Source organism: Pasteurella bettyae CCUG 2042 (genome assembly GCF_000262245.1).
GTDB lineage: Bacteria > Pseudomonadota > Gammaproteobacteria > Enterobacterales > Pasteurellaceae > Basfia > Basfia bettyae.
The window spans coordinates 18647-38158 of sequence record NZ_AJSX01000034.1; the positions used below are offsets into that span (position 1 = coordinate 18647).

At 34.1% G+C, this 19512-nt stretch carries 18 protein-coding genes and 1 pseudogene; 11 read left to right on the top strand and 8 right to left on the bottom strand.

Annotation, left to right across the window (positions count from 1 at the left end):
• Positions 1–53 precede the first annotated feature (53 nt).
• Complete coding sequence (locus HMPREF1052_RS07150; RefSeq protein ID WP_005760997.1) at positions 54–317, bottom strand: GrxA family glutaredoxin; 264 nt, start codon at positions 315–317, stop codon at positions 54–56.
• A gap of 126 nt (positions 318–443) precedes the next feature.
• On the opposite strand from HMPREF1052_RS07150, the gene nfsA reads away from it, so the two are divergent.
• The 4 genes from nfsA to HMPREF1052_RS07170 all read left to right on the top strand — a co-directional run bounded on the left by nfsA (position 444) and on the right by HMPREF1052_RS07170 (position 3077).
• Complete coding sequence (gene nfsA, locus HMPREF1052_RS07155; RefSeq protein WP_005761002.1) at positions 444–1163, top strand: oxygen-insensitive NADPH nitroreductase; 720 nt, start codon at positions 444–446, stop codon at positions 1161–1163.
• Positions 1164–1169: 6 nt separating this feature from the next.
• Positions 1170–2078: an ATP-grasp domain-containing protein gene (locus HMPREF1052_RS07160; RefSeq protein WP_005761037.1), complete on the top strand. Its 909-nt coding sequence runs from the start codon at positions 1170–1172 to the stop codon at positions 2076–2078.
• Positions 2079–2147: 69 nt separating this feature from the next.
• Complete coding sequence (ycfP, locus tag HMPREF1052_RS07165; RefSeq protein ID WP_005760996.1) at positions 2148–2693, top strand: alpha/beta hydrolase YcfP; 546 nt, start codon at positions 2148–2150, stop codon at positions 2691–2693.
• Positions 2694–2744: 51 nt separating this feature from the next.
• Positions 2745–3077, top strand: coding sequence for a cupin domain-containing protein (locus HMPREF1052_RS07170; RefSeq protein WP_005761017.1), 333 nt, complete (start codon positions 2745–2747; stop codon positions 3075–3077).
• A gap of 93 nt (positions 3078–3170) precedes the next feature.
• On the opposite strand, the gene HMPREF1052_RS07175 is transcribed toward HMPREF1052_RS07170, so the two are convergent.
• The 3 genes from HMPREF1052_RS07175 to ispB all read right to left on the bottom strand — a co-directional run bounded on the left by HMPREF1052_RS07175 (position 3171) and on the right by ispB (position 5744).
• Positions 3171–3914 carry an epoxyqueuosine reductase QueH gene (locus HMPREF1052_RS07175; RefSeq protein WP_005761000.1) on the bottom strand — a complete coding sequence of 248 codons (744 nt, stop codon included), beginning with the start codon at positions 3912–3914 and terminating at the stop codon, positions 3171–3173.
• Between the two features lie 15 nt (positions 3915–3929).
• Positions 3930–4685, bottom strand: a complete 756-nt coding sequence (locus HMPREF1052_RS07180; protein WP_005761048.1) for an epoxyqueuosine reductase QueH — start codon at positions 4683–4685, stop codon at positions 3930–3932.
• 87 nt (positions 4686–4772) lie between these two features.
• On the bottom strand, positions 4773–5744 hold the full coding sequence (gene ispB / locus HMPREF1052_RS07185) for an octaprenyl diphosphate synthase (RefSeq protein WP_040596428.1): 972 nt from the start codon (positions 5742–5744) through the stop codon (positions 4773–4775).
• 256 nt (positions 5745–6000) lie between these two features.
• On the opposite strand from ispB, the gene rplU reads away from it, so the two are divergent.
• From rplU to cgtA, 4 genes are all read left to right on the top strand, one after another.
• Positions 6001–6312, top strand: a complete 312-nt coding sequence (rplU, locus tag HMPREF1052_RS07190; protein ID WP_005760989.1) for a 50S ribosomal protein L21 — start codon at positions 6001–6003, stop codon at positions 6310–6312.
• Positions 6313–6332: 20 nt separating this feature from the next.
• Positions 6333–6590, top strand: coding sequence for a 50S ribosomal protein L27 (gene rpmA / locus HMPREF1052_RS07195; protein WP_005760959.1), 258 nt, complete (start codon positions 6333–6335; stop codon positions 6588–6590).
• 84 nt (positions 6591–6674) lie between these two features.
• Positions 6675–7598 (top strand): DMT family transporter, encoded by a 924-nt coding sequence (locus HMPREF1052_RS07200; RefSeq protein ID WP_005761038.1) that lies wholly within the window; start codon positions 6675–6677, stop codon positions 7596–7598.
• A 2-nt stretch (positions 7599–7600) separates the two neighbouring features.
• Positions 7601–8773: an Obg family GTPase CgtA gene (cgtA, locus tag HMPREF1052_RS07205; RefSeq protein WP_005761034.1), complete on the top strand. Its 1173-nt coding sequence runs from the start codon at positions 7601–7603 to the stop codon at positions 8771–8773.
• Between the two features lie 397 nt (positions 8774–9170).
• Here the strand turns inward: cgtA and HMPREF1052_RS07210 are convergent.
• From HMPREF1052_RS07210 to HMPREF1052_RS07225, 4 genes and pseudogenes are all read right to left on the bottom strand, one after another.
• Positions 9171–9809 (bottom strand): annotated as a pseudogene (locus HMPREF1052_RS07210) (ABC transporter ATP-binding protein); the annotation flags it as partial.
• On the bottom strand, positions 9806–10603 hold the full coding sequence (locus HMPREF1052_RS07215; RefSeq protein WP_005761011.1) for an ABC transporter permease: 798 nt from the start codon (positions 10601–10603) through the stop codon (positions 9806–9808). The pseudogene HMPREF1052_RS07210 and the gene HMPREF1052_RS07215, both read right to left, overlap by 4 nt.
• The gene (locus HMPREF1052_RS07220; RefSeq protein ID WP_005760984.1) at positions 10603–11742 is read right to left on the bottom strand and encodes a capsule polysaccharide transporter; all 1140 of its coding nucleotides are present in this window, start codon (positions 11740–11742) and stop codon (positions 10603–10605) included. Before HMPREF1052_RS07220 ends, HMPREF1052_RS07215 begins: the two co-directional genes overlap by 1 nt.
• Positions 11743–11751: 9 nt before the next feature.
• Positions 11752–12927, bottom strand: a complete 1176-nt coding sequence (locus tag HMPREF1052_RS07225) for a polysaccharide biosynthesis/export family protein (protein ID WP_005761053.1) — start codon at positions 12925–12927, stop codon at positions 11752–11754.
• A 321-nt stretch (positions 12928–13248) separates the two neighbouring features.
• Here HMPREF1052_RS07225 and HMPREF1052_RS07230 point away from each other — a divergent pair, with 321 nt between their 5' ends.
• From HMPREF1052_RS07230 to HMPREF1052_RS07240, 3 genes are read left to right on the top strand one after another with little or no spacing between them, the layout of a single operon-like run.
• A complete protein-coding gene (locus tag HMPREF1052_RS07230) occupies positions 13249–14667 on the top strand; it encodes a bifunctional cytidylyltransferase/SDR family oxidoreductase (RefSeq protein ID WP_005761023.1) in 1419 nt (472 codons plus the stop codon).
• Positions 14668–14689: 22 nt separating this feature from the next.
• Positions 14690–15823 carry a hypothetical protein gene (locus tag HMPREF1052_RS07235; RefSeq protein WP_005760991.1) on the top strand — a complete coding sequence of 378 codons (1134 nt, stop codon included), beginning with the start codon at positions 14690–14692 and terminating at the stop codon, positions 15821–15823.
• A 17-nt stretch (positions 15824–15840) separates the two neighbouring features.
• Positions 15841–19497 carry a CDP-glycerol glycerophosphotransferase family protein gene (locus HMPREF1052_RS07240; RefSeq protein WP_005760985.1) on the top strand — a complete coding sequence of 1219 codons (3657 nt, stop codon included), beginning with the start codon at positions 15841–15843 and terminating at the stop codon, positions 19495–19497.
• The last annotated feature ends 15 nt before the right edge of the window (positions 19498–19512 follow it).

Below are 19512 nucleotides of genomic sequence, written 5' to 3' on the forward strand. Positions count from 1 at the left end.
TCAGAATAAGAAGAAAAAAGTGCGGTAATTTGACCGCACTTTTTATAAGTAGGCTAGGCAACAATATTGAAATTTTCTTTCATATAAGCTTCAAAATCTGTGCATCCGCCAATAGGCGTTTTGTCAATAAATACTTGAGGAACAGTTTGTACCGGTTTGCCCACTAATTTTGATAAATCATCTTTAGTCAAACCCGCTTCATTGATATCTACATAGTTAAAATCAAAATCGTTTAGTTTATTTTTTGAGATTTCTGCTAATGCTTTAGCACGTACACAGAATGGGCACCCTGCCCGACCATAGATTTCTACGAACATAATTTTATTCCTTACTGTTGATCAAATTAAACTCATTCTAGCCTATAAAATAAATAACAATAAAGTGTTTTTCAGCATTATTGTGATTGGTGTAATATATCAAATAATTATGTTCAAGGAGATATTATGGCAGAGCAATCTTTTATTGAAAAAATGCTTTCACATCGTTCTATTCGCCAATTTAAAAAACAGGCTGTAGATGAAAGTATTATTGAACAGCTAGTGAATGTGGCACGTTTTGCTTCAAGCTCAAATCATTTGCAATGTATTTCAATTATTCGTATCACCGATCCTAAAGTTCGCCATGAATTAAAAGAATGTTCAGGGCAATCTTATGTAGAAACAGCCCCTGAATTTTGGGTATTTTGTGCGGATTTCAATAAGCATAAACAAATCTGTTCTGAAGCGAATCTAGATTATACAGAAGTGATGCTTATTGGTGCGGTAGATGCTGGGATTATGGCACAGAATGTTTTGGCGGCTGCCGAATCATTAGGATTAGGCGGCGTTTATATTGGCTCTATCCGCAATAATATTGAGAAAGCAGGTAAAGAATTAGGTTTGCCTGAATATGTTGTGCCATTATTTGGAATGTGTTTGGGCTATCCTGATCAAGATCCTATGTTAAAACCTCGTTTACCAAAAACATTAATGTTTTTTGAAAATCAGTATCAGCCTTTGGATAAAGTTCAATTAGCCGCGTTTGACAGAGAAGTGGCAGAATACTATCAAGTGCGTAGTCAATTAGATATGGATTGGTCTGGTAATGTGATTAAAGCATTGAGTAAACCAGTGCGTCCACAAGTGTTACCCTATTTGCAAAAACAAGGTTTCGTGAAAAAGTAGGTGGCTATGAAGCTATTAATGTTATGTCGTGAACCACGTCTTTATAGCTGTCAGCGTTTGAAAGAGACCGCTGAACATAGTGGGCATCAAATTGATATTCTTGATCCTAACCGTTTTCTGATGAAAATTCAGGAAAATGAACCGCACTTTTTACTTTATTATCAACCTAATAGTGAAACAGAACCTTATTTATTACCAGAATATGATGCCGTGCTTCCTCGCTTTGGTACACAAAGCACTAAAACAGGATGTGCGTTGTTAGCGCATTTTGCTGCTAAACATATTCCTTGTTTAAATGAAGAAAACGCTTTTGCAATAGCTCGGGATAAATGGAAAAGTTTGCAAGTGTTAATGCAGGCTAAAGTGTCCGTGCCAGCTACGGTATTATCAGGTATTGAATATTCCGCTAACCAAACGATCAAGCAAGTTTCATCGCCAGCTATTCTAAAAACCTTGAATGGTTCGCAAGGTATTGGGGTGATTTTAGCGGATCGTCCTCAAAGTGCGGTAAGTATTTTAGAAACTTTGAAATTATCTAATGTACCTGTGTTGATGCAGGATTTCATTGAAGAAGCGAGTGCTTCAGATATTCGTTGTTTTGTGATTGGTAATAATGTGATAGCAAGTATGCAACGCCATGGGCAACATGGAGAATTTAGAGCTAATTGTCATCGCGGTGGTCTTACACAAAAAATTACCTTATCTGATGAGCAAAAGAATATTGCAGTACGTGCGAGCCAAGCTTTAAGATTAGATGTTGCAGGGGTTGATTTAATTCCTTCAAAACGTGGTTTATTAGTGTTAGAGGTGAATGCAAGCCCTGGGCTAGAAATGATCGAAAAAACCAGTGGAATTGATATTGCAGCACAAATGATAGCTTATTTAGAGAAAAAAGTAAGTTGTCATAAAAATTAAATCATCCATTATTTTTATTTTGTGACTGTTAGGGGTAAGATAAAACAAGTTGTGTAAAAGGAGCTCTGTATGATTATTTATTTACATGGTTTTTCATCTAGTCGTCCAGATGATCATGAAAATGTAATGCAGTTACAAATGATTGATCCTGACGTTCGTTGTGTGAATTACAGCACATTGCATCCTCGTCATGATATGCAATATATTTTAAATGAAGTGCATAAAATGGTTTCAGAAACTAATGATCCTTATCCTATGGTTTGTGGTGTGGGACTCGGTGGTTATTGGGCTGAAAGAGTTGGTTTCTTATGCGGTATTAAACAGGTCATTTTAAATCCTAATTTATTTCCAGAGGAAAATATGGAAGGACGTATTGATCGTCCAGAAGAATATCATGATATAGCAACCAAATGTATTGAAAATTTCAGAGAACGTAATCAAGGAAAATGTTTAGTTTTCTTATCTATCAATGATAAAGTTGTTGATCCTAGACGTTCAGAAATGTTGCTTTCTCCTTATTATGAGGTGACTTGGGATAACTCTGATGCGCATCAATTTAAACATATTGCACCTTATATTCAACGTTTAAAAGTATTTAAAAATACAGCTGTTTAGAAATAGTACAACATAATTTACTATTTTTATTTAATAAAAGAGGAGTCAATGATGTTAAAAAATATTGAAAAAGCTACCGTATTAAAATTGGCAGATCAAATTACCTTTCATGAAGGTCAAGTGAGTAGTAAAACATTGGCACAAAGTAAAGGTGTTGGATTAACCTTATTCAGTATTCCAAAAGGAGAAGGTATTAGTGCTCATAAAGCTCCAGGAGATGCGTTGGTAACAGTTTTGGAGGGAAAAGCCCGTATTACTATTGATAATACTGATTATCTTGTTGCTGCAGGGGAGAGTATTGTTATGCCAGCGAATATCCCTCATGCATTATATGCAGAAGAAAATTTCAAATTCTTTTTAACGGTAGTTTTTCCAGCACAATAATATGGCTATAAAAAAGAGTATTCATTGAAAGGCTGTTTATCATTCTGAGTAGAATCAGCCTTTTTCTTATTTTGATAATTTCTATAGATAGTGTTATGACTGTTCATCGACACCATAAAACACCGTACCAATTTCAATTTTATCTCGCCCATTTTCTACACGCCATTTATTAGCATCTCGAAGAGAATAAACGCAACCACAATATTCCTGTTTATAAAAATGCTCTTCTTTGCGTAATTTATCGGCTCGAGCCGAGCCACCATCTTTACGCCAATTAAAGTCCCAAAATATGACATCTTCATAACGAGCAGCAGCTCGTCGCCCAGCGCTATAGACTTGTTCTTGATTTTTCCAACGAGAAATTCCTAGACTTGTTGCAAAGACGGGAAAACCATTTTCATAAGCGAATAAGGCAGTACGTTCTAAACGCATATCAAAACAAACGGTACAACGTTCTCCTCTTTCTGGTTCATTTCCTAGCCCTTTGGTTCGCGCAAACCATTCTGTGCGATCATAATCTGCATCAATAAACGGAATTCCATTTTTGTCTGCAAAACGTTTATTTTCATCCTTACGAATTAAATATTCTTTATAAGGATGAATATTGGGATTGTAATAGAAAATGGTAAACTCCACATTTGAAGCTTTTACCGCAGCAATAATTTCTCCAGAACAAGGCGCACAACAGGTATGTAATAACAACTTGTTGTGTCCTTCAGGAAGCTCTAATTTAGGACGAATATAAGGAGCATTAGGATCTTTACGCGCCTTAGATTTCTTAGAATTTTTCTGAAAATCTACCGCACTTTTTACGATATCATGAATGGAATTTGTCATTATCTTTAGTGAGTTCTAATCGGCACTATAATAAAGTTTTCCGATTTCAATTTTTTGTCGACCTGTTTCTTCACGCCATTTATTACTATCTCGCAATGAATAAACACAGCCACAATATTCTTGTTGATAAAAGCGTTCACGCTTGCTGATTTCAATCATGCGAGCGGAACCGCCACCTTTACGCCAGTTATAATCCCAATAAATCACATCATCATATTTATCAGCTGCCCGATGACCACAACCGTTAATTTGTTCCATGTCTTTCCAACGAGAAATTCCTAAACAACTGGTAAATACTGGAAAACCATGCTGATGAGCATATTCTGCGGCTTTTTCAAAACGCATATCAAAACACATAGTACAACGAATTCCCCGCTCAGGTTCATTTTCCATACCTTTAGCTCGATCAAACCAATTTTGACGATCATAATCAGCATCAATAAACGGAATATTAAATTTTTGTGCAAAACGAATATTTTCTTCTTTACGAATCAAATATTCTTTCATTGGATGAATATTCGGATTGTAGAAGAAAATTGTAAATTCAATACCCGAGGCTAAAATCGCTTCCATTACTTCACCAGAACAAGGTGCACAACAAGAGTGAAGCAGCAGTTTATTATGACCATTAGGCAGCGTTAATTGTGGGCGAACAAAAGGTGCATTGGGATCCTTATGTTGCTTATGCTTTCGTTTTTTTTGCGGAAAAGCAACCGCACTTTTGCCTTCAGTTGAGAGAACATTAGGCTGAATTTCTGTGGTTTCTGTCATAAATCATCGTATTCAGACATAAGGTCTGAATTAAAATAGCTAAACATAAATTAGGACACAATAAATGCCCTATAAAAGAAAAATAAATTAGTAAGAACGATCTACCGAAAGATAAGCTAATGAAATCATTGCTTGTTTGTAAATACTATCAGGTAAGATCGCAATTGCATCTACTGCTTTTTGAGCTTCCTGTTTTGCTCTATCCATCGCATAATCTAAAGATTTTTGTTCGTGCATAATCGTGAGAACTTCATCTAAAGCTTCACGGCGACCACCCTCTAAAATGATATTGCGAATTAATGCTTTTTGTTCAGGATTGCCATGATGCATCGCATGTAGTAGAGGTAAAGTTGGCTTTCCTTCAGCTAAATCATCACCGATATTTTTACCTAAAGTGGTTGCATTAGCACTATAATCTAGAACATCATCTACTAATTGAAATGCCGTACCTAAATAGCGACCATAGTCTTGTAGCCCTTTCTCAATTTCAGGTGTTGCATTTGCTAAAATAGCAACCGTTTGAGTAGAGACTTCAAATAAACGTGCTGTTTTACTGTAGATTACTTTCATATAGTTTTCTTCAGTAGTATCAGGATCTCTCACATTCATAAGTTGTTGCACTTCGCCTTCGGCAATAACATTAGTCGCAGCAGACATGACTTGCAAAATTCGTAACGAGCCTAATTCTGTCATCATTTGGAATGAGCGAGTATGCATATAGTCACCCACTAATACACTTGCCGCGTTTCCAAATTCTGCATTAGCCGTCGGATTACCTCGACGCATATCTGATTCATCAACCACGTCATCATGTAAAAGTGTCGCGGTGTGTAAGAACTCAATAAAGGCAGCACAAGTAATATGCTTATCATCTTGATAATTAAGTGCTTTCGCCGATAAATTGGCAATCATCGGACGAATGCGTTTACCACCACTATGAATAATGTAGTAACCTAATTGATTAATTAAAGGGACATCTGAGTTTAGCTGTGCTAAAATTTCCTCGTTAACTTTTTGCATATCATTGCTAACGAGCTCTTGGATGGTTTTAATATCCATTAAATTGTTGGTTGTAGTCATTATGCAATTCTTTATTCATGAAATAGGACTAAAAGTGCGGTTGATTTTACCTGATTTTCTGCTATTTCTGAAAGAAAACTATGCAATTTTTCGTAAATAAAGATTTTTTTTACATAATTATGATTTAGCACTTGCTATCAGCAGAGTTTTTCCGTAGAATTTGCGACCTATTTAGATAATTTTTATGCGCAGAAATGCAAGAGACATTATAAGCGCAATATATAGCGGAGTATTTATGTACGCAGTTTTCCAAAGTGGCGGCAAACAACACCGAGTAAGCGAAGGTCAAGTAGTTCGTTTAGAAAAACTTGAAATTGCAGCTGGTGAGAAAGTTGAATTTGACTCAGTGTTAATGGTCGTTAACGGTGAAGATGTTAAAATTGGTGCACCAGTTGTAGCTGGCGCTAAAGTAGTGGCTGAAGTTGTAGCACAAGGTCGTGGCGATAAAGTTAAAATCGTTAAGTTCCGTCGTCGTAAACATAGCCGTAAACAACAAGGTCATCGTCAGTGGTTCACAGAAGTGAAAATCACTGGGATTCAAGCATAATTTCAGAGGAGATCAAGTAGATGGCAACTAAAAAAGCTGGTGGTTCAACTCGTAACGGTCGTGATTCTGAAGCTAAACGCCTTGGTGTTAAACGTTTCGGTGGTGAATCTGTATTAGCAGGTAGTATCATTGTTCGTCAACGTGGTACTAAATTCCACGCTGGTTCAAACGTTGGTATGGGACGTGACCACACTTTATTTGCAACCGCAGATGGTAAAGTGAAATTTGAAGTAAAAGGCGAGAAAAGCCGTAAATATGTAAGTATCGTTACTGAGTAATCGAAAAAGCATAAATTTCAAATTATACGAAATTTTAAATGCCCCGCAGCTTTGTGGGGCATTTTTATTGCATAGATATAGAATATGAAACAACAACCTATCTTAGGCTTTACATTTGCCTTAATTACTGCGATGGCATGGGGATCTTTACCCATTGCATTACAGAATGTTTTATCGGTAATGGGAGCTGAGAGTATCGTATGGTATCGATTTTTAGTCGCATCATTAGCCATGCTTTTACTATTATCATGGAAGAAAAAACTACCTACGCTATCGCAATTTAACGCACGTTATTGGAAATTATCAATTATTGGCATCTTAGGTTTAGCTGGAAATTTCTTTTTATTTAATAGTTCACTGAAATATATTGAGCCTGCTATTGCACAAATCTTTATTCATTTATCTTCATTTATGATGTTGATTTGTGGAGTATTTGTATTTAAAGAAAAATTAGGGTTACATCAAAAAATTGGTTTAGTAATTTTGATTATTGGATTAGGATTGTTTTTCAACGATCGTTTAGCAATTTTTACTAGCTTAAATGATTCTTCATTTGGTATTTTGATCAGCATTAGTGCTGCTGTGGTATGGGTTGCATATGGTATGGCTCAAAAACTGATGTCACGGCAATTTTCAGCTCAACAGATCTTATTAATTATGTATGTTAGCTGTGTGATGGTATTGATGCCGTTTGCACAGTTTTCGCAAATTGAAAGCTTAAGTGGTTTTACTCTAGGTTGTTTTATTTATTGTTGTCTAAATACATTAATTGGCTATGGTGCTTATGCTGAGGCTTTAAATCGTTGGGATATTTCAAAGGTCAGTGTAGTAGTCACTTTAGTTCCTTTATTTACGATCTTATTTTCTCATGTTTTGCATAGGATAAATCCTGAGCGTTTTGTTATGCCACATTTAAATACAATTAGTTATATTGGGGCATTTGTTGTAGTATTAGGGGCAATTATTTCTGCTGTTGGATTTAAATTATTCAAGTATAAAAAGGTATAAAAATGAAATTTATTGATGAAGCTTTGATTCGAATTGAGGCTGGTGATGGCGGTAATGGCTGTGTCAGTTTCCGTCGTGAAAAATACATACCTAAAGGTGGCCCTGATGGTGGCGATGGTGGTGATGGTGGTGATGTTTATTTAATTGCTGATGAAAACCTAAATACCTTGATTGATTACCGTTTTGAAAAACGTTTTGCTGCGGAGCGTGGTGAAAATGGTCGTAGTGCAAACTGTACAGGTCATCGTGGTAAAGATATTACCTTACGAGTGCCAGTAGGGACTCGTGCGATTGATAATGATACAAAAGAGATTATCGGTGATTTAACTAAAAATGGAGCCAAGTTACTTGTGGGAAAAGGTGGTTACCATGGTTTAGGGAACACACGTTTTAAATCCTCAGTAAATCGCGCACCACGTCAAAAAACGATGGGAACACCAGGTGAAAAACGTGATTTACAACTGGAGTTAATGTTATTAGCTGATGTCGGCATGTTAGGCTTACCTAATGCAGGTAAATCCACTTTTATCCGTTCTGTATCAGCAGCTAAACCGAAAGTGGCGGATTATCCATTCACAACCTTAGTTCCGAGTTTAGGTGTTGCTCGTGTAGATGCAAATCGTAGTTTTGTAATTGCTGATATCCCAGGATTAATTGAAGGTGCTTCAGAAGGGGCAGGATTGGGTATTCGATTCTTGAAACATTTAGAACGTTGTCGAGTCTTAATTCATCTTGTGGACATTGCTCCGATTGATGAAAGTGATCCTGCAGATAATGTTGCTATTATAGAATCCGAATTATTCCAATATAGTGAAAAATTAGCTGATAAACCTCGTTGGTTAGTATTCAATAAAATTGATACCATGAGTGATGAAGAAGCAGAAAAACGAGCAAAAGATATTGCCGAACGTTTAGGCTTGGAAGAAGACTATTATCTGATTTCTGCGGCTACAGGTAAAAATGTTTCTGCGTTAACCCGTGATATTATGGACTTCATTGATGCCAATCCTCGAGAAATTGAAGAGGAAGAAAAAGCACCTGAAGAAGTTAAATTCAAATGGGATGACTATCACAATGAACAATTATCTGGACAAGGTTTTGATGATGAAGATGATTGGGATGATGATTGGACAGAAGAAGATGATGAAGGGATTGAATTCATCTATAAACCTTAACTAAATATTTGGTAATATCAAACTGCGGTAAAATTTTAAAAATTTTTACCGCAGTTTTTGTTTTTTATGAAGATTTTTGTTCTATTAATTTGAAAATAATGGATTTATTAAGTTCGGAATATCCAAATCCTTCAAATCTATTATTTTTCTGTTGCATAGTAAAAAACTTACCTGATATCTCACCTTTTGCATTTTTAAAGACAAAATTATTATTTATGACATCCCAAAATGTTTCATTATGATGTGGAGTGCCTGCGAGAGTAGTTACTACACCATCAGTTTCAAGTAAAATTGTTCTAGGATAGCTATCATTATAGCGTGAGAAAATGAAAGTCTTACCAATTAATACAGTTTTAAGTGTATTTTTATCATCTTTGAATTCAGATATTTGTTCTTGATTATAATATTGATAAGCATCATCAATATTATCGAATTTATACATTAATCCTTGATCCAATACCATCGCATTATCACAATATTCTTTGATGGCGGAAGGACTATGAGATACAAGGATAATAGAACGATCTTTACGTTTTTCAAAAAGTTCATATTTACATTTTGCGGCAAAACGAGAATCCCCTACAGCGATAACCTCATCAATTAAATAACAATCAAACTCTACTGAAAGAGAGAGTGCAAAAGCTAAACGAGCTTTCATCCCTGATGAATATTTTTTTACAGGTTCATAGAGATATTCGCCTAGTTCAGAAAATTCTTCAGTAAACGCTTGAACATAATCAATATCCGCATTATAAATACGACAAATAAATCTTAAATTATCCATTCCCGTTAAGCTACCTTGAAATGCTCCACTGAAAGCTAATGGCCAGGAAATGCTCATATGTCGTTCAATGGTTCCTGCGGTAGGTGCTTCAACACCACTCATTAAGCGAATTAAAGTTGATTTACCGGCACCATTGCGACCTAAAATACCAATTTTCTCACCCTTATGAAGATCAAAATTGATATTTTGTAATACTGTTCTCCAACCGTTATTGGTATGATATCTTTTACTGACATTTTTAACACGGATCATTGTGGCTCAATTCCTTCACTAAAGTTTTTAACCATGACTAAGCCAATGAAAAGTAAAACAAGATTTGATACTATAATAAACTTAATACTCTCATATGTTATAACTGTATTGCCAAAATAACCATGTCGAAACATCTCAGTACCATGGATCATAGGGATATATAATGCAAATTCTTGCACTTGTGCAGGGAGATTATGAACAAAGAAAAATGCACCAGATAGTGGCAATAAAATGAAACTCAGTGTATTCCAAATTTTACCAAATGCATCAAAATGATAAGAAAGGGCACAGATTACTAGTCCTAATGCAAAAGCAAAGATAGACATTAGTCCCCAGGCAATTAGCATATAGAATATATCTTCTGGAGGCTCAATCCAGCCGATAAAAACGAGTAATCCTGTAAGTAATATTTGAGCAATGGTTGCTCCAGCAACTTCTAATAAGACACGGGTAAAAATGGTATCTAATACTCTCACATTACGATGATATAACAAGCTAATATTTGAAGAAATTGCACCAATGGCACGGTTAGATGCATTACGCCACATCATTGCCATAGGATAGCCTGTAATCGTAAATGCCATGATATTTAAAGTAGAATATCTATCTGCTCGTAAGAAACCCCACAATAAAACAATACCAAGCGTCATAATTAGTGGTTCAACAAATAACCATAAAAAGCCAATGTTTTGACGGCCATATCGAGTAATAATTTCACGCATTAATAAGGCATGAATGACTCGACATTGTATGACTAAAGATTGTCGAAGAGTGGTTTTATCGCCGTATTGCATTAGTTTTTATGCTCTCTCATACTTGCTAGTAATAGACTAAATACACCGTATAAAATGAGGCCAATAATAAACGTGGCAATAATATTATAGATACGATGTGGTTCGAATGCTAAATCTGGTTTGCTTGGTTGGTTGATTACCTCTAAATATAATTGCTGACGATCCGCTTCTCCGCGGGTATTTTGTAAGGATGCCATAGCCGCAGTTAATTGTTTTTGTGCCAATTCATTTTCAAGTACTAAACGTTGATATTCTGCAGATTGTGTTGCAATAGATATGCCACTACCAGATAAACTTTTCGATTGTTGGTCAATTTCTGCTTTTAAACTGCGTTGACGCATTTTTAAAGCTTGTACTTGCGGATTATCTGGAGTTATTGATTGCAATTGTGCCAGTTGAGTTTCCACACGAATTAATTCATTTTTTAAACTAGAAATCAATGTAAGTTGAACACTTGATTGTGCAGGTAAGTCAAAAATTTGGTGCTTAACACGGTAATTAGTGAGTAAATCAGCAGTAGTTGTGACATTATCTTGTGCTTCTTTTACTGCTTGTTCTGCGAAAGTAATAGTGTCTTTTCTTGCCCGCTCATTTAAACGGTTAATTAATGCTTCAGCTTGTGTTAATAAATTTTGGTTAATTTGTTGACCTTCATCAGAACTAAATGTTCTTACCCTTAAGGTTGCAATTCCAGATACAGAATCTAAATTAATATTCAGATGTTCACGGAAATATTGGTAAAAAGCTTCATCACTATCACCGAAACCAAAGGCATTAAATCGACTTAATAAATCACCTTTCTCTTCATAAAAACTACGAACAGGCAATACTTGTTGTAATTGTTCAAGTGCAGTACGTGAACGCATATATTCTTGAACGGTATAGGTGTCATCTTGTGAACGAATAAAACCAGTATTTTGTAATAAAGCCCCAACACCACTTAAGGAAGTTTGATTATGCGGTGAACGCACAACAAAACTGGATTCTGAAATATAAATATCAGAAGCAAATAGTGCGTAATAAATTAAGGAAAATACACTAGGAATAATGACACAAATCCAAAATAAAGGATTTAGTTTTCTCCATAAAGAAGTTTTTTTGTTCTTATTTTCGATAGAATTTGCCGTAATCGTTTCCATTATTAACCTCTAGAAGCTACGAACGCTATTTGTTGTACTAGTTACAGGAGTAACCAAAGAGAAGATCATTCTCAAGAATTTTTGGAATTCTGCTAATGGAGCATTTGATACATAAACAATATCTTTATCATTAATTGGGAAGCGTTGAGCTAAGAACATTGCTTTTGGATCAAGTAAATTGACCCGATAAACACTCGGCACATCCATACCAATATTATATCCGCGAGATTTCCATGTATCTTGTTGAGTTGTAGTTAGTTGTTCAAATGGGATATAGCGGAAGATAAATACACCGCGAGGATCTGAACGAGTATCAATTAACCCCCCCATTTTACCAATTGCTTCAGCTAAGGTGATTCCCTTTGTTGAAAAACGTAATTGTTGATTATTTCCTACTGCACCAAGAGCGGTAAAACTATAAGGATTATTACGTAAGGATACAACATCTCCTGAGCGTAAGGTAATGTTTTGACTTGGATCAGAAATCAGTGTTTCATATGCAAGTGTTCTAACTTGATTATCGCGAGTTAGTTGAATGGTAATATCATCAATATTTTCTTGAGTCCCTCCCACCGCAGCAACTGCATCAAGAACTCTTTCATTATTGGCGGTTAATGGCATTCTTACTGCATTACCTTGACGAACCACAGTGACATCGGTTGCGTTGTTATTGACTAAGCGAACCATGACTTGCGGTTGGTTAGCCTTACGGCGAAGTACGCTTATAATTTGTGATTGGATATTTTCAGGAGTCTTCCCCGCAACCGCAATATTTCCTACAAAAGGTACATTGATAGTACCATTTTTATTGACCATTTGTTCAGGGAGTTTTGTCAAATTAGCGCTACCTTGACCTTCATCACCAAAAGTTCCCCCGAAGAGAACCGCTGGAGGGGCCTCCCAAATAGAAATTTGTAAAACATCACCAACTTTTACAGTGCCATTTTGCTCACCGCCACCAAGTGTACCCGCTAAGCCCGAAAATTGTTGCGCTTTTTGCGTTTGATATAGCCGTTGAACAGTTTGATTATCAAGTTCAATGACATTAACTTCAGGAATTTGATTACTATCAGTTTGTTGCATATTCATAACGGCACTTTGGCTAGGACCTGATGTCGGAAGTGTTGAACAGGCTGAGATACTAATTGCTACAGTAAGAGTTAATGTTAAAGATAATTTTTTCATATAATTTTTACATGTAATTAAAGTGATAGAGTAACAATCTCTTTATATAAAAACCTTTAAGATTGCTTTATTTAAATTATTCTACCCTAAAATAGTATAAAAAACTTATATTTTTATCTAGTTAGGAATAAATAGCATATATAAAAATCACATTAGAAAGTAATTTTATACTAATATTTGTAATATTATGTAAATATTGATTCCTTATTATAGAAACTTTTTTTATTATATATCCTCTAATTACCGAAAATGAGCTACTTTAGTGTAGCTATATGATATTCAGTGTAATTTCGCACACAACTGTTTTTATAGGAAAAGTTAATGAGTAAAAATATAGGAATTATTCTTGCAGGCGGTGTTGGGAGTAGAATGGGATTAGGTTATCCAAAACAATTTTCAAAAATTGCAGGAAAAACAGCTCTTGAACATACTATAAGTATTTTCCAAGATCATCATGAAATTGATGAAATTATTATTGTTGCTGAAAGAAACCATTATCGACGTATTGAGGACATTGTTTCTAAAGCTGAGTTTAGTAAAGTAAATAAAATTATTTTTGGTGGTAAAGAACGTACTGACTCAACATTATCAGCAATTACTGCTTTAGAAGGTGAGCCAGAAGATACTAAACTTATTATTCATGATTCTGTTCGCCCTTTATTAGCGGCTGAAGTTATCAGTAAATGCATTCAGAAGCTAGAGCATTATGGTGCAGTGGATGTTGTTATTCCAGCAACCGATACGATTGTACATGTCAATGTTGACAACCAAGAAATTATTGAAATTCCAAAACGCAGTGAATATTATCAAGGGCAAACTCCACAAGCTTTTCGTCTAGGGTTATTGAAAAAAGCCTATGATATTTATGCAACCTCAAATATTCAAGGTACATGTGATTGTGGTATTGTATTAAAAACATTACCTGAAGAAAAAGTTGCTATTGTTGAAGGTTCAGAAACTAATATTAAATTAACTCGTCCAGTAGATTTATTTATTGCTGATAAATTATTTCAAAGTCGTAGTAATTTTTCTTTACGTAATATTACATCAACGGCACGTTTATATGATATGAAAAATAATGTGTTAGTTGTGGTTGGTGGAAGTTATGGTATCGGTGCAGATATCATTGAACTAGCGCAAAAATTAGGCATAAAAACCTATAGTTTAAGTCGCTCTAATGGGGTTGACGTTACAGATATTGATGCACTTGAAAATGCGTTTAAAACCATTTATGAAAAAGAACATAAAATTGATTATGTAGTTAATTCAGCCGCTATTTTAATGCATAAAACTCTAGCATCAATGAGCCGTGAAGAGATTGCACAAAGTATTAATGTTAATTATACCGGGATGGTGAATGTGATTTCAGTAGCTTATCCATATTTGAAAGAATCACATGGTGGCTTCTTAAGTTTTACATCAAGTTCTTATACTAGAGGTAGACCATTCTATAGTATTTATTCTTCCACAAAGTCTGCAATTGTGAATCTAACACAGGCACTTTCAGAAGAATGGTTGCCTGATAATATTAAGATTAACTGTATTAACCCAGAAAGAACAAAAACACCAATGCGCTCAAAAGCTTTTGGTATTGAACCTGAGGGCACCCTACTCGAACCGAGAACTGTTGCGTTAGCTTCATTAGCTGTTTTGGCAAGTCGAGAAACAGGTAATATTATTGATGTTGTATTAAAAGATGAAGAATATATTTCGGATCTTTTAGCACAGCTATTTAAATAAATTTAATACATTAGCGTTTCTTATGACAACTAATAATATTCCGTATTTTATTTATCTTGATAGTAAAATTGTGGGTGCCGCAAGACAAATTGTGACTTTTTTTAATAATGGTATTTTCCCTATAGAAAATACCGTTATTTTAATTAAAAAGTATAAGCATAAGTCTGCAAAAATAATTGAGCAAGTTTTTAAACAGGGAGGGATAAGCTATCGTTTTGTTAAAGCTGCGGATTTAGATGCATTAACGAGTGGAATTATTTTTTATCCCTTTAATGCTCAGTCAAATTGCAGAGCGGTTGCTAATCGTCGTCTTACTCATATATTTATTACTCATGGTGAGAGTAATAAAATAGCATCAGTTAAACCAATTATTCGTATTTATGATCATATTATTACCGCTGGTCAAGCCGGGATTGAGCGTTTTCTCGCTAATAAAATATTTAATTGTTATGATGTAAATTCTGGTCGATTAGTTAAAATGGGAGATACTTTTATTGGTCGAACTGGTTTAGCGTCAGTAGGGCAGGGAAAAAAAACAATTTTTTATGCTCCGACTTGGGAAGGCGGAATTGAGTTAGAAAATTACTCAAGCTTATCTTATACCAATGAGGTCGCTAATTGTATGAAGCATTTTAGCAAACAATATGATGTTAATACTGTGCTTATCAAGCCTCATCCAAATACAGGACATCGATGTCGAGAATATAATCAATATTTAATTTCTCTCGTGGAATTATTATTATCTGAAGGGTTAAAGATAGTTCTCTTTAAACCACATATCACAATTCCATTTCATATTGTTTGGAGATTGAAAAGAAAAGGAGTAGTGTTTGAATCTGAATTAAATAAATATTATGCGGTTCTTGGCTTTTGCGATATATCTGCTATAGAAACCCAATTTTTAAATGAGCAAATTTATTACTACATATTTTGCTCTAAAATACATAAAAGTTATTTATTAGGTCTAAAAGTTGCTAATTATTATAAAACTCATGCAATTGAATTTACCCAAAGTGAATTACCTAATCGTATTTCAGAAATTGATTTTAACGAATTAAAAGAATATTTAATTGATAATAGTTGTTTAAATATACCTATTTCAGAAAGAATTAATTATCTGTTAAATAATTTACATGATTATGCAGAATACATATAAAAATATCAGGAGATAAAATGAATTTAAAGAAAGTTTGGTTATTTGGTACATATACTTGGCAAGGAAATCCTAAGGCATTATTTTTATATATGACTCAGAATTGTGAAGAATCTCATGAGTGTTGGTGGATTGCAGATAAAGAAAATGATATGAAAGCAATTAAGAAAGCCACTGGTTTAGAAAAAGTGACTTTTATGAATAGTGCTAAAAGTAAAGAACTATTTGCCAAAGCTGATGTTTATGTGACAGAAAATTTCCGTGAAAGCTACCCAATAGAAATGAATGAAAATATTAAAATTTTCAATACTTGGCATGGCGTAGGCTTAAAACATATTGAACTTGCATTGGGTATGGATTCTGTACTTGTTGATAGTATTGTACGTAAATATATCCGAAATTATGACTTATATAAAAATAATGTACTTTTCTTAACTACCTCTCAAACTATGGAAGACCATTTCTTAGAAGATATGGCAATTAGTAAAGAGTTAGTTATTAGAGGCCAATATCCTAGAAATGAAGTTTATAAAACGGGTGGAATTCATACTTATGAATTAGATACATTATTACCTAAACCAACACAAGAATATACTAATATCATTTTATTTGCACCGACGTACCGAGTAGGAGCGATTGAAGGTGTTTTGAATTCACTTTTGCCCGATTTTAATCGCATAGAAGAGGTTTGTCGTAATAATAACCATCTATTTATTGTAAAAGTACATCCATTTATGAAAAATGATAATTATTTCATTGAAATGGAACAAAAATATAAGCATAGTCAACATATTTTATTTTGGAATGATGATTATGATATTTATGAAGCATTTAATAATATTGACGTTGCCATTATTGATTATTCAAGTATTTTCTATGATTTATTAGATTCAGGAGTAGAAAAATTTATTCGTTATATTCCTGACTTAGCACATTACCAACAAGATCTAGAATTGATTGGTGATTATCTTGATCTTACTGAAGGAACAATTATTGAAACATTCCCAAGTTTATTAGAACACTTGAATCATAAACAAATTGAATCTATTTCAAATGAATGTAAAGAATATTTAAATAAGTATTTCTTTGGTTTTGTTGAAAAAGATGATGCTATGCAAAAATTAATTACTGCTGTAGATAATCATTCAATCCAAACAAGTGAGCTCAAAGAATTACATTCATTTGATATTTTTGATACATTAATTCGTCGTTCAACCCTTAAACCATTAAGTATTTTCGATTATGTGCGAGATAAAGCCAAAAATTCTAATTTGGCATTCCCTATTTCGCTTATTGAAAATTGGGTTTCAATTCGAAATAAAGTTGAGCATGATGTGCGTGACATGATGCGAAAAACAACTTTTGAAAGAAAATCAAATAAAATTGAAATTACTTTAGATGATATTTATACAAGATTACAAAAAAATCTTCTCTTAACGGATGAACAAACTGATTTCTTAAAACAAACAGAAATTGAAGCAGAAATTGCTCATGTCGAGCCGATTAAAAAACGAATCGATTTCTTATTTTCACTGAAAGATGCTGGTCATGATGTGATCATGGCAAGTGATATGTATCTTCCTGAAAATGTTATTAGAGCTATGTTAGAACGGGCAGATCCCCGTTTAAGTACAATCCCACTCTATCTTTCAAGTAGCATTGGTTATCAAAAATCTACGGGTAAATTATATCAACATATTTTCTTTGATCTTGATTATCAATATAGCCGTTGGACGCATTATGGCGATAACAAGCATGCAGATGGTGTAGTTCCTCGTCGATACTGTATTCAAACTGCAGTGCATGATATGGATGATTTTATTCCATTTGAATCTTCATTAATAAACAGTATGGATAATTATAATCGTTATTCAGCATATTGTTTAGCAACTAAAATGCAACGTTATCGTAGTGAACTGATTAATATAATGGATAACCAATTGTTAGAAACAAAGTATTATAACTATGCTTATGTTGGTTCGGCATTAGTTACCTATATCAATTGGGCTATTCGTGACGCATTACAACGTGGTTATGAAACGCTCTATTTTATTTCCCGAGATGGTCATTTCTTAAAACAAATTGCTGATAAGATCATTGCTACTAGAGATTATAAATTAACCACAAAATATATTTATGGTTCACGTAAAGCATGGCGTTTACCTTCCTTTATCGATAAAGTTGATGATGAAACTTTCTGGCAATTTGGTAACTTTGTAGGAATGGATTGCTTTGATGACTTAGTTAGAGCAAGTTACTTAAGTGAGGAAGAATTATTGGGCTTATTCCCTGAATTTGAACGCTTAAAAAATGCTAAGCACTTGCGTGGTGCGGTAGCAGAAAATATTCGAAAAGTACTATCAGATTCTCAGCAATATCGCCAAAAAGTGTTAGATATTGCTAAAGAAAAACGCCAGATTGTACGTAAATATCTTCAACAAGAAATTGATCCTAATGAAAAATTTGCTTTTGTTGAGTTTTGGGGACGAGGATATACACAAGATACTTTTGGTCGTTTATTAAATGATGCATTTGGTAAAGAAATAAAAAATCCATTTTATTATGTACGTAGTTTTACTGATGATATGGGAACTTCTTTACGCCATAATTTTATTCTAGCTCCACAAAACTTTTCATTCTTTGAGCCTATTTTTGCTCAAACACCTTATGAAAGTATTCCGGGTTATGTTGAAATTGATAATAAAGTTGAGCCGATTATTCACCATCGTGATAGTACCGTGAGTGATTTAATTTCTGAAGGGCTACTAAAATTTACAGAGGATTATCTTGCATTAGAGCCTCAAGATGAAGATTATTTTAATCAGGCTTTAGCGCAATATTCTTATCAATATCAAATGACACGTAATGATGATCAATTTATTGCGAATGTCTTTAGTGAATTAAAAGATAACATCTCCAGCTTTGGAATGGAAAAAGCTTATGCACCTAAGTTAACTTTAGCGCAACTACAAGGGATTTCTTCAAAACAAGAATTAGATAAAATTACCTTATCAATCCCAATTTCTTTAGCGAAGAGCGATACAGCTGTTATTGATTACTATAAACGTATTCAAAGAAATTATAATTTGCCTGCATTTAACGGAAAAGCCATGAAGAAAGTTTATGCAGTCAATCCACTTGACAATTACGTTGTGAGTGATCAGCTGCCGTTCACTATAGAGGCTCTAAAAAATAATAGTTTTTATATGGATATTGATTTTAGTGAATCGTCAAAACGTACCGATATTTATCTAAAACAATCTAATATGATTGAAATTATCGCCGTTGATTGGTTAAAAGGTGGCGTACCAAGATTACTCACTGAATATGGCTATATCACTGCACATAAAGATTGGGTAGCTATTACAGATAAAGAATATTTGCCAAAACCGCCAAATAAGCTTATTTCAGTTGCTAAACAGGATAAGTCTGCATTAAAGAAAGAAACTAAGAAATCTAATAAAATGGCAATAGCAAAAGGTGAAAACCCTACGGATACAGCCAGAAAACAAACACAGGTTCATAATCGAAAATTAAGAAAATTAGCTCGAGATCCTTATACATTCTTTAGTGATGCTAAAAATCCATCAGTATCTAAACTAAGATGTTTGTTTGATGAAAAACATTTTTTAGGTCGTATAATGAGTCGATTAATAAGAAAAAAATTGAATCGTTGATATGATAGATTTTTA

Coding starts and splice junctions, on each gene's coding strand:
- rpmA (WP_005760959.1), top strand. CDS start 6,333: ATGGCAACTAAAAAAGCTGGTGGTTCAACTCGTAACGGTCGTGATTCT.
- HMPREF1052_RS07230 (WP_005761023.1), top strand. CDS start 13,249: ATGAGTAAAAATATAGGAATTATTCTTGCAGGCGGTGTTGGGAGTAGA.
- HMPREF1052_RS07200 (WP_005761038.1), top strand. CDS start 6,675: ATGAAACAACAACCTATCTTAGGCTTTACATTTGCCTTAATTACTGCG.
- ispB (WP_040596428.1), bottom strand. CDS start 5,744: ATGGATATTAAAACCATCCAAGAGCTCGTTAGCAATGATATGCAAAAA.
- HMPREF1052_RS07160 (WP_005761037.1), top strand. CDS start 1,170: ATGAAGCTATTAATGTTATGTCGTGAACCACGTCTTTATAGCTGTCAG.
- HMPREF1052_RS07225 (WP_005761053.1), bottom strand. CDS start 12,927: ATGAAAAAATTATCTTTAACATTAACTCTTACTGTAGCAATTAGTATC.
- HMPREF1052_RS07150 (WP_005760997.1), bottom strand. CDS start 317: ATGTTCGTAGAAATCTATGGTCGGGCAGGGTGCCCATTCTGTGTACGT.
- HMPREF1052_RS07170 (WP_005761017.1), top strand. CDS start 2,745: ATGTTAAAAAATATTGAAAAAGCTACCGTATTAAAATTGGCAGATCAA.
- nfsA (WP_005761002.1), top strand. CDS start 444: ATGGCAGAGCAATCTTTTATTGAAAAAATGCTTTCACATCGTTCTATT.
- cgtA (WP_005761034.1), top strand. CDS start 7,601: ATGAAATTTATTGATGAAGCTTTGATTCGAATTGAGGCTGGTGATGGC.
- HMPREF1052_RS07215 (WP_005761011.1), bottom strand. CDS start 10,603: ATGCAATACGGCGATAAAACCACTCTTCGACAATCTTTAGTCATACAA.
- HMPREF1052_RS07240 (WP_005760985.1), top strand. CDS start 15,841: ATGAATTTAAAGAAAGTTTGGTTATTTGGTACATATACTTGGCAAGGA.
- HMPREF1052_RS07220 (WP_005760984.1), bottom strand. CDS start 11,742: ATGGAAACGATTACGGCAAATTCTATCGAAAATAAGAACAAAAAAACT.
- ycfP (WP_005760996.1), top strand. CDS start 2,148: ATGATTATTTATTTACATGGTTTTTCATCTAGTCGTCCAGATGATCAT.
- rplU (WP_005760989.1), top strand. CDS start 6,001: ATGTACGCAGTTTTCCAAAGTGGCGGCAAACAACACCGAGTAAGCGAA.
- HMPREF1052_RS07235 (WP_005760991.1), top strand. CDS start 14,690: ATGACAACTAATAATATTCCGTATTTTATTTATCTTGATAGTAAAATT.
- HMPREF1052_RS07180 (WP_005761048.1), bottom strand. CDS start 4,685: ATGACAGAAACCACAGAAATTCAGCCTAATGTTCTCTCAACTGAAGGC.
- HMPREF1052_RS07175 (WP_005761000.1), bottom strand. CDS start 3,914: ATGACAAATTCCATTCATGATATCGTAAAAAGTGCGGTAGATTTTCAG.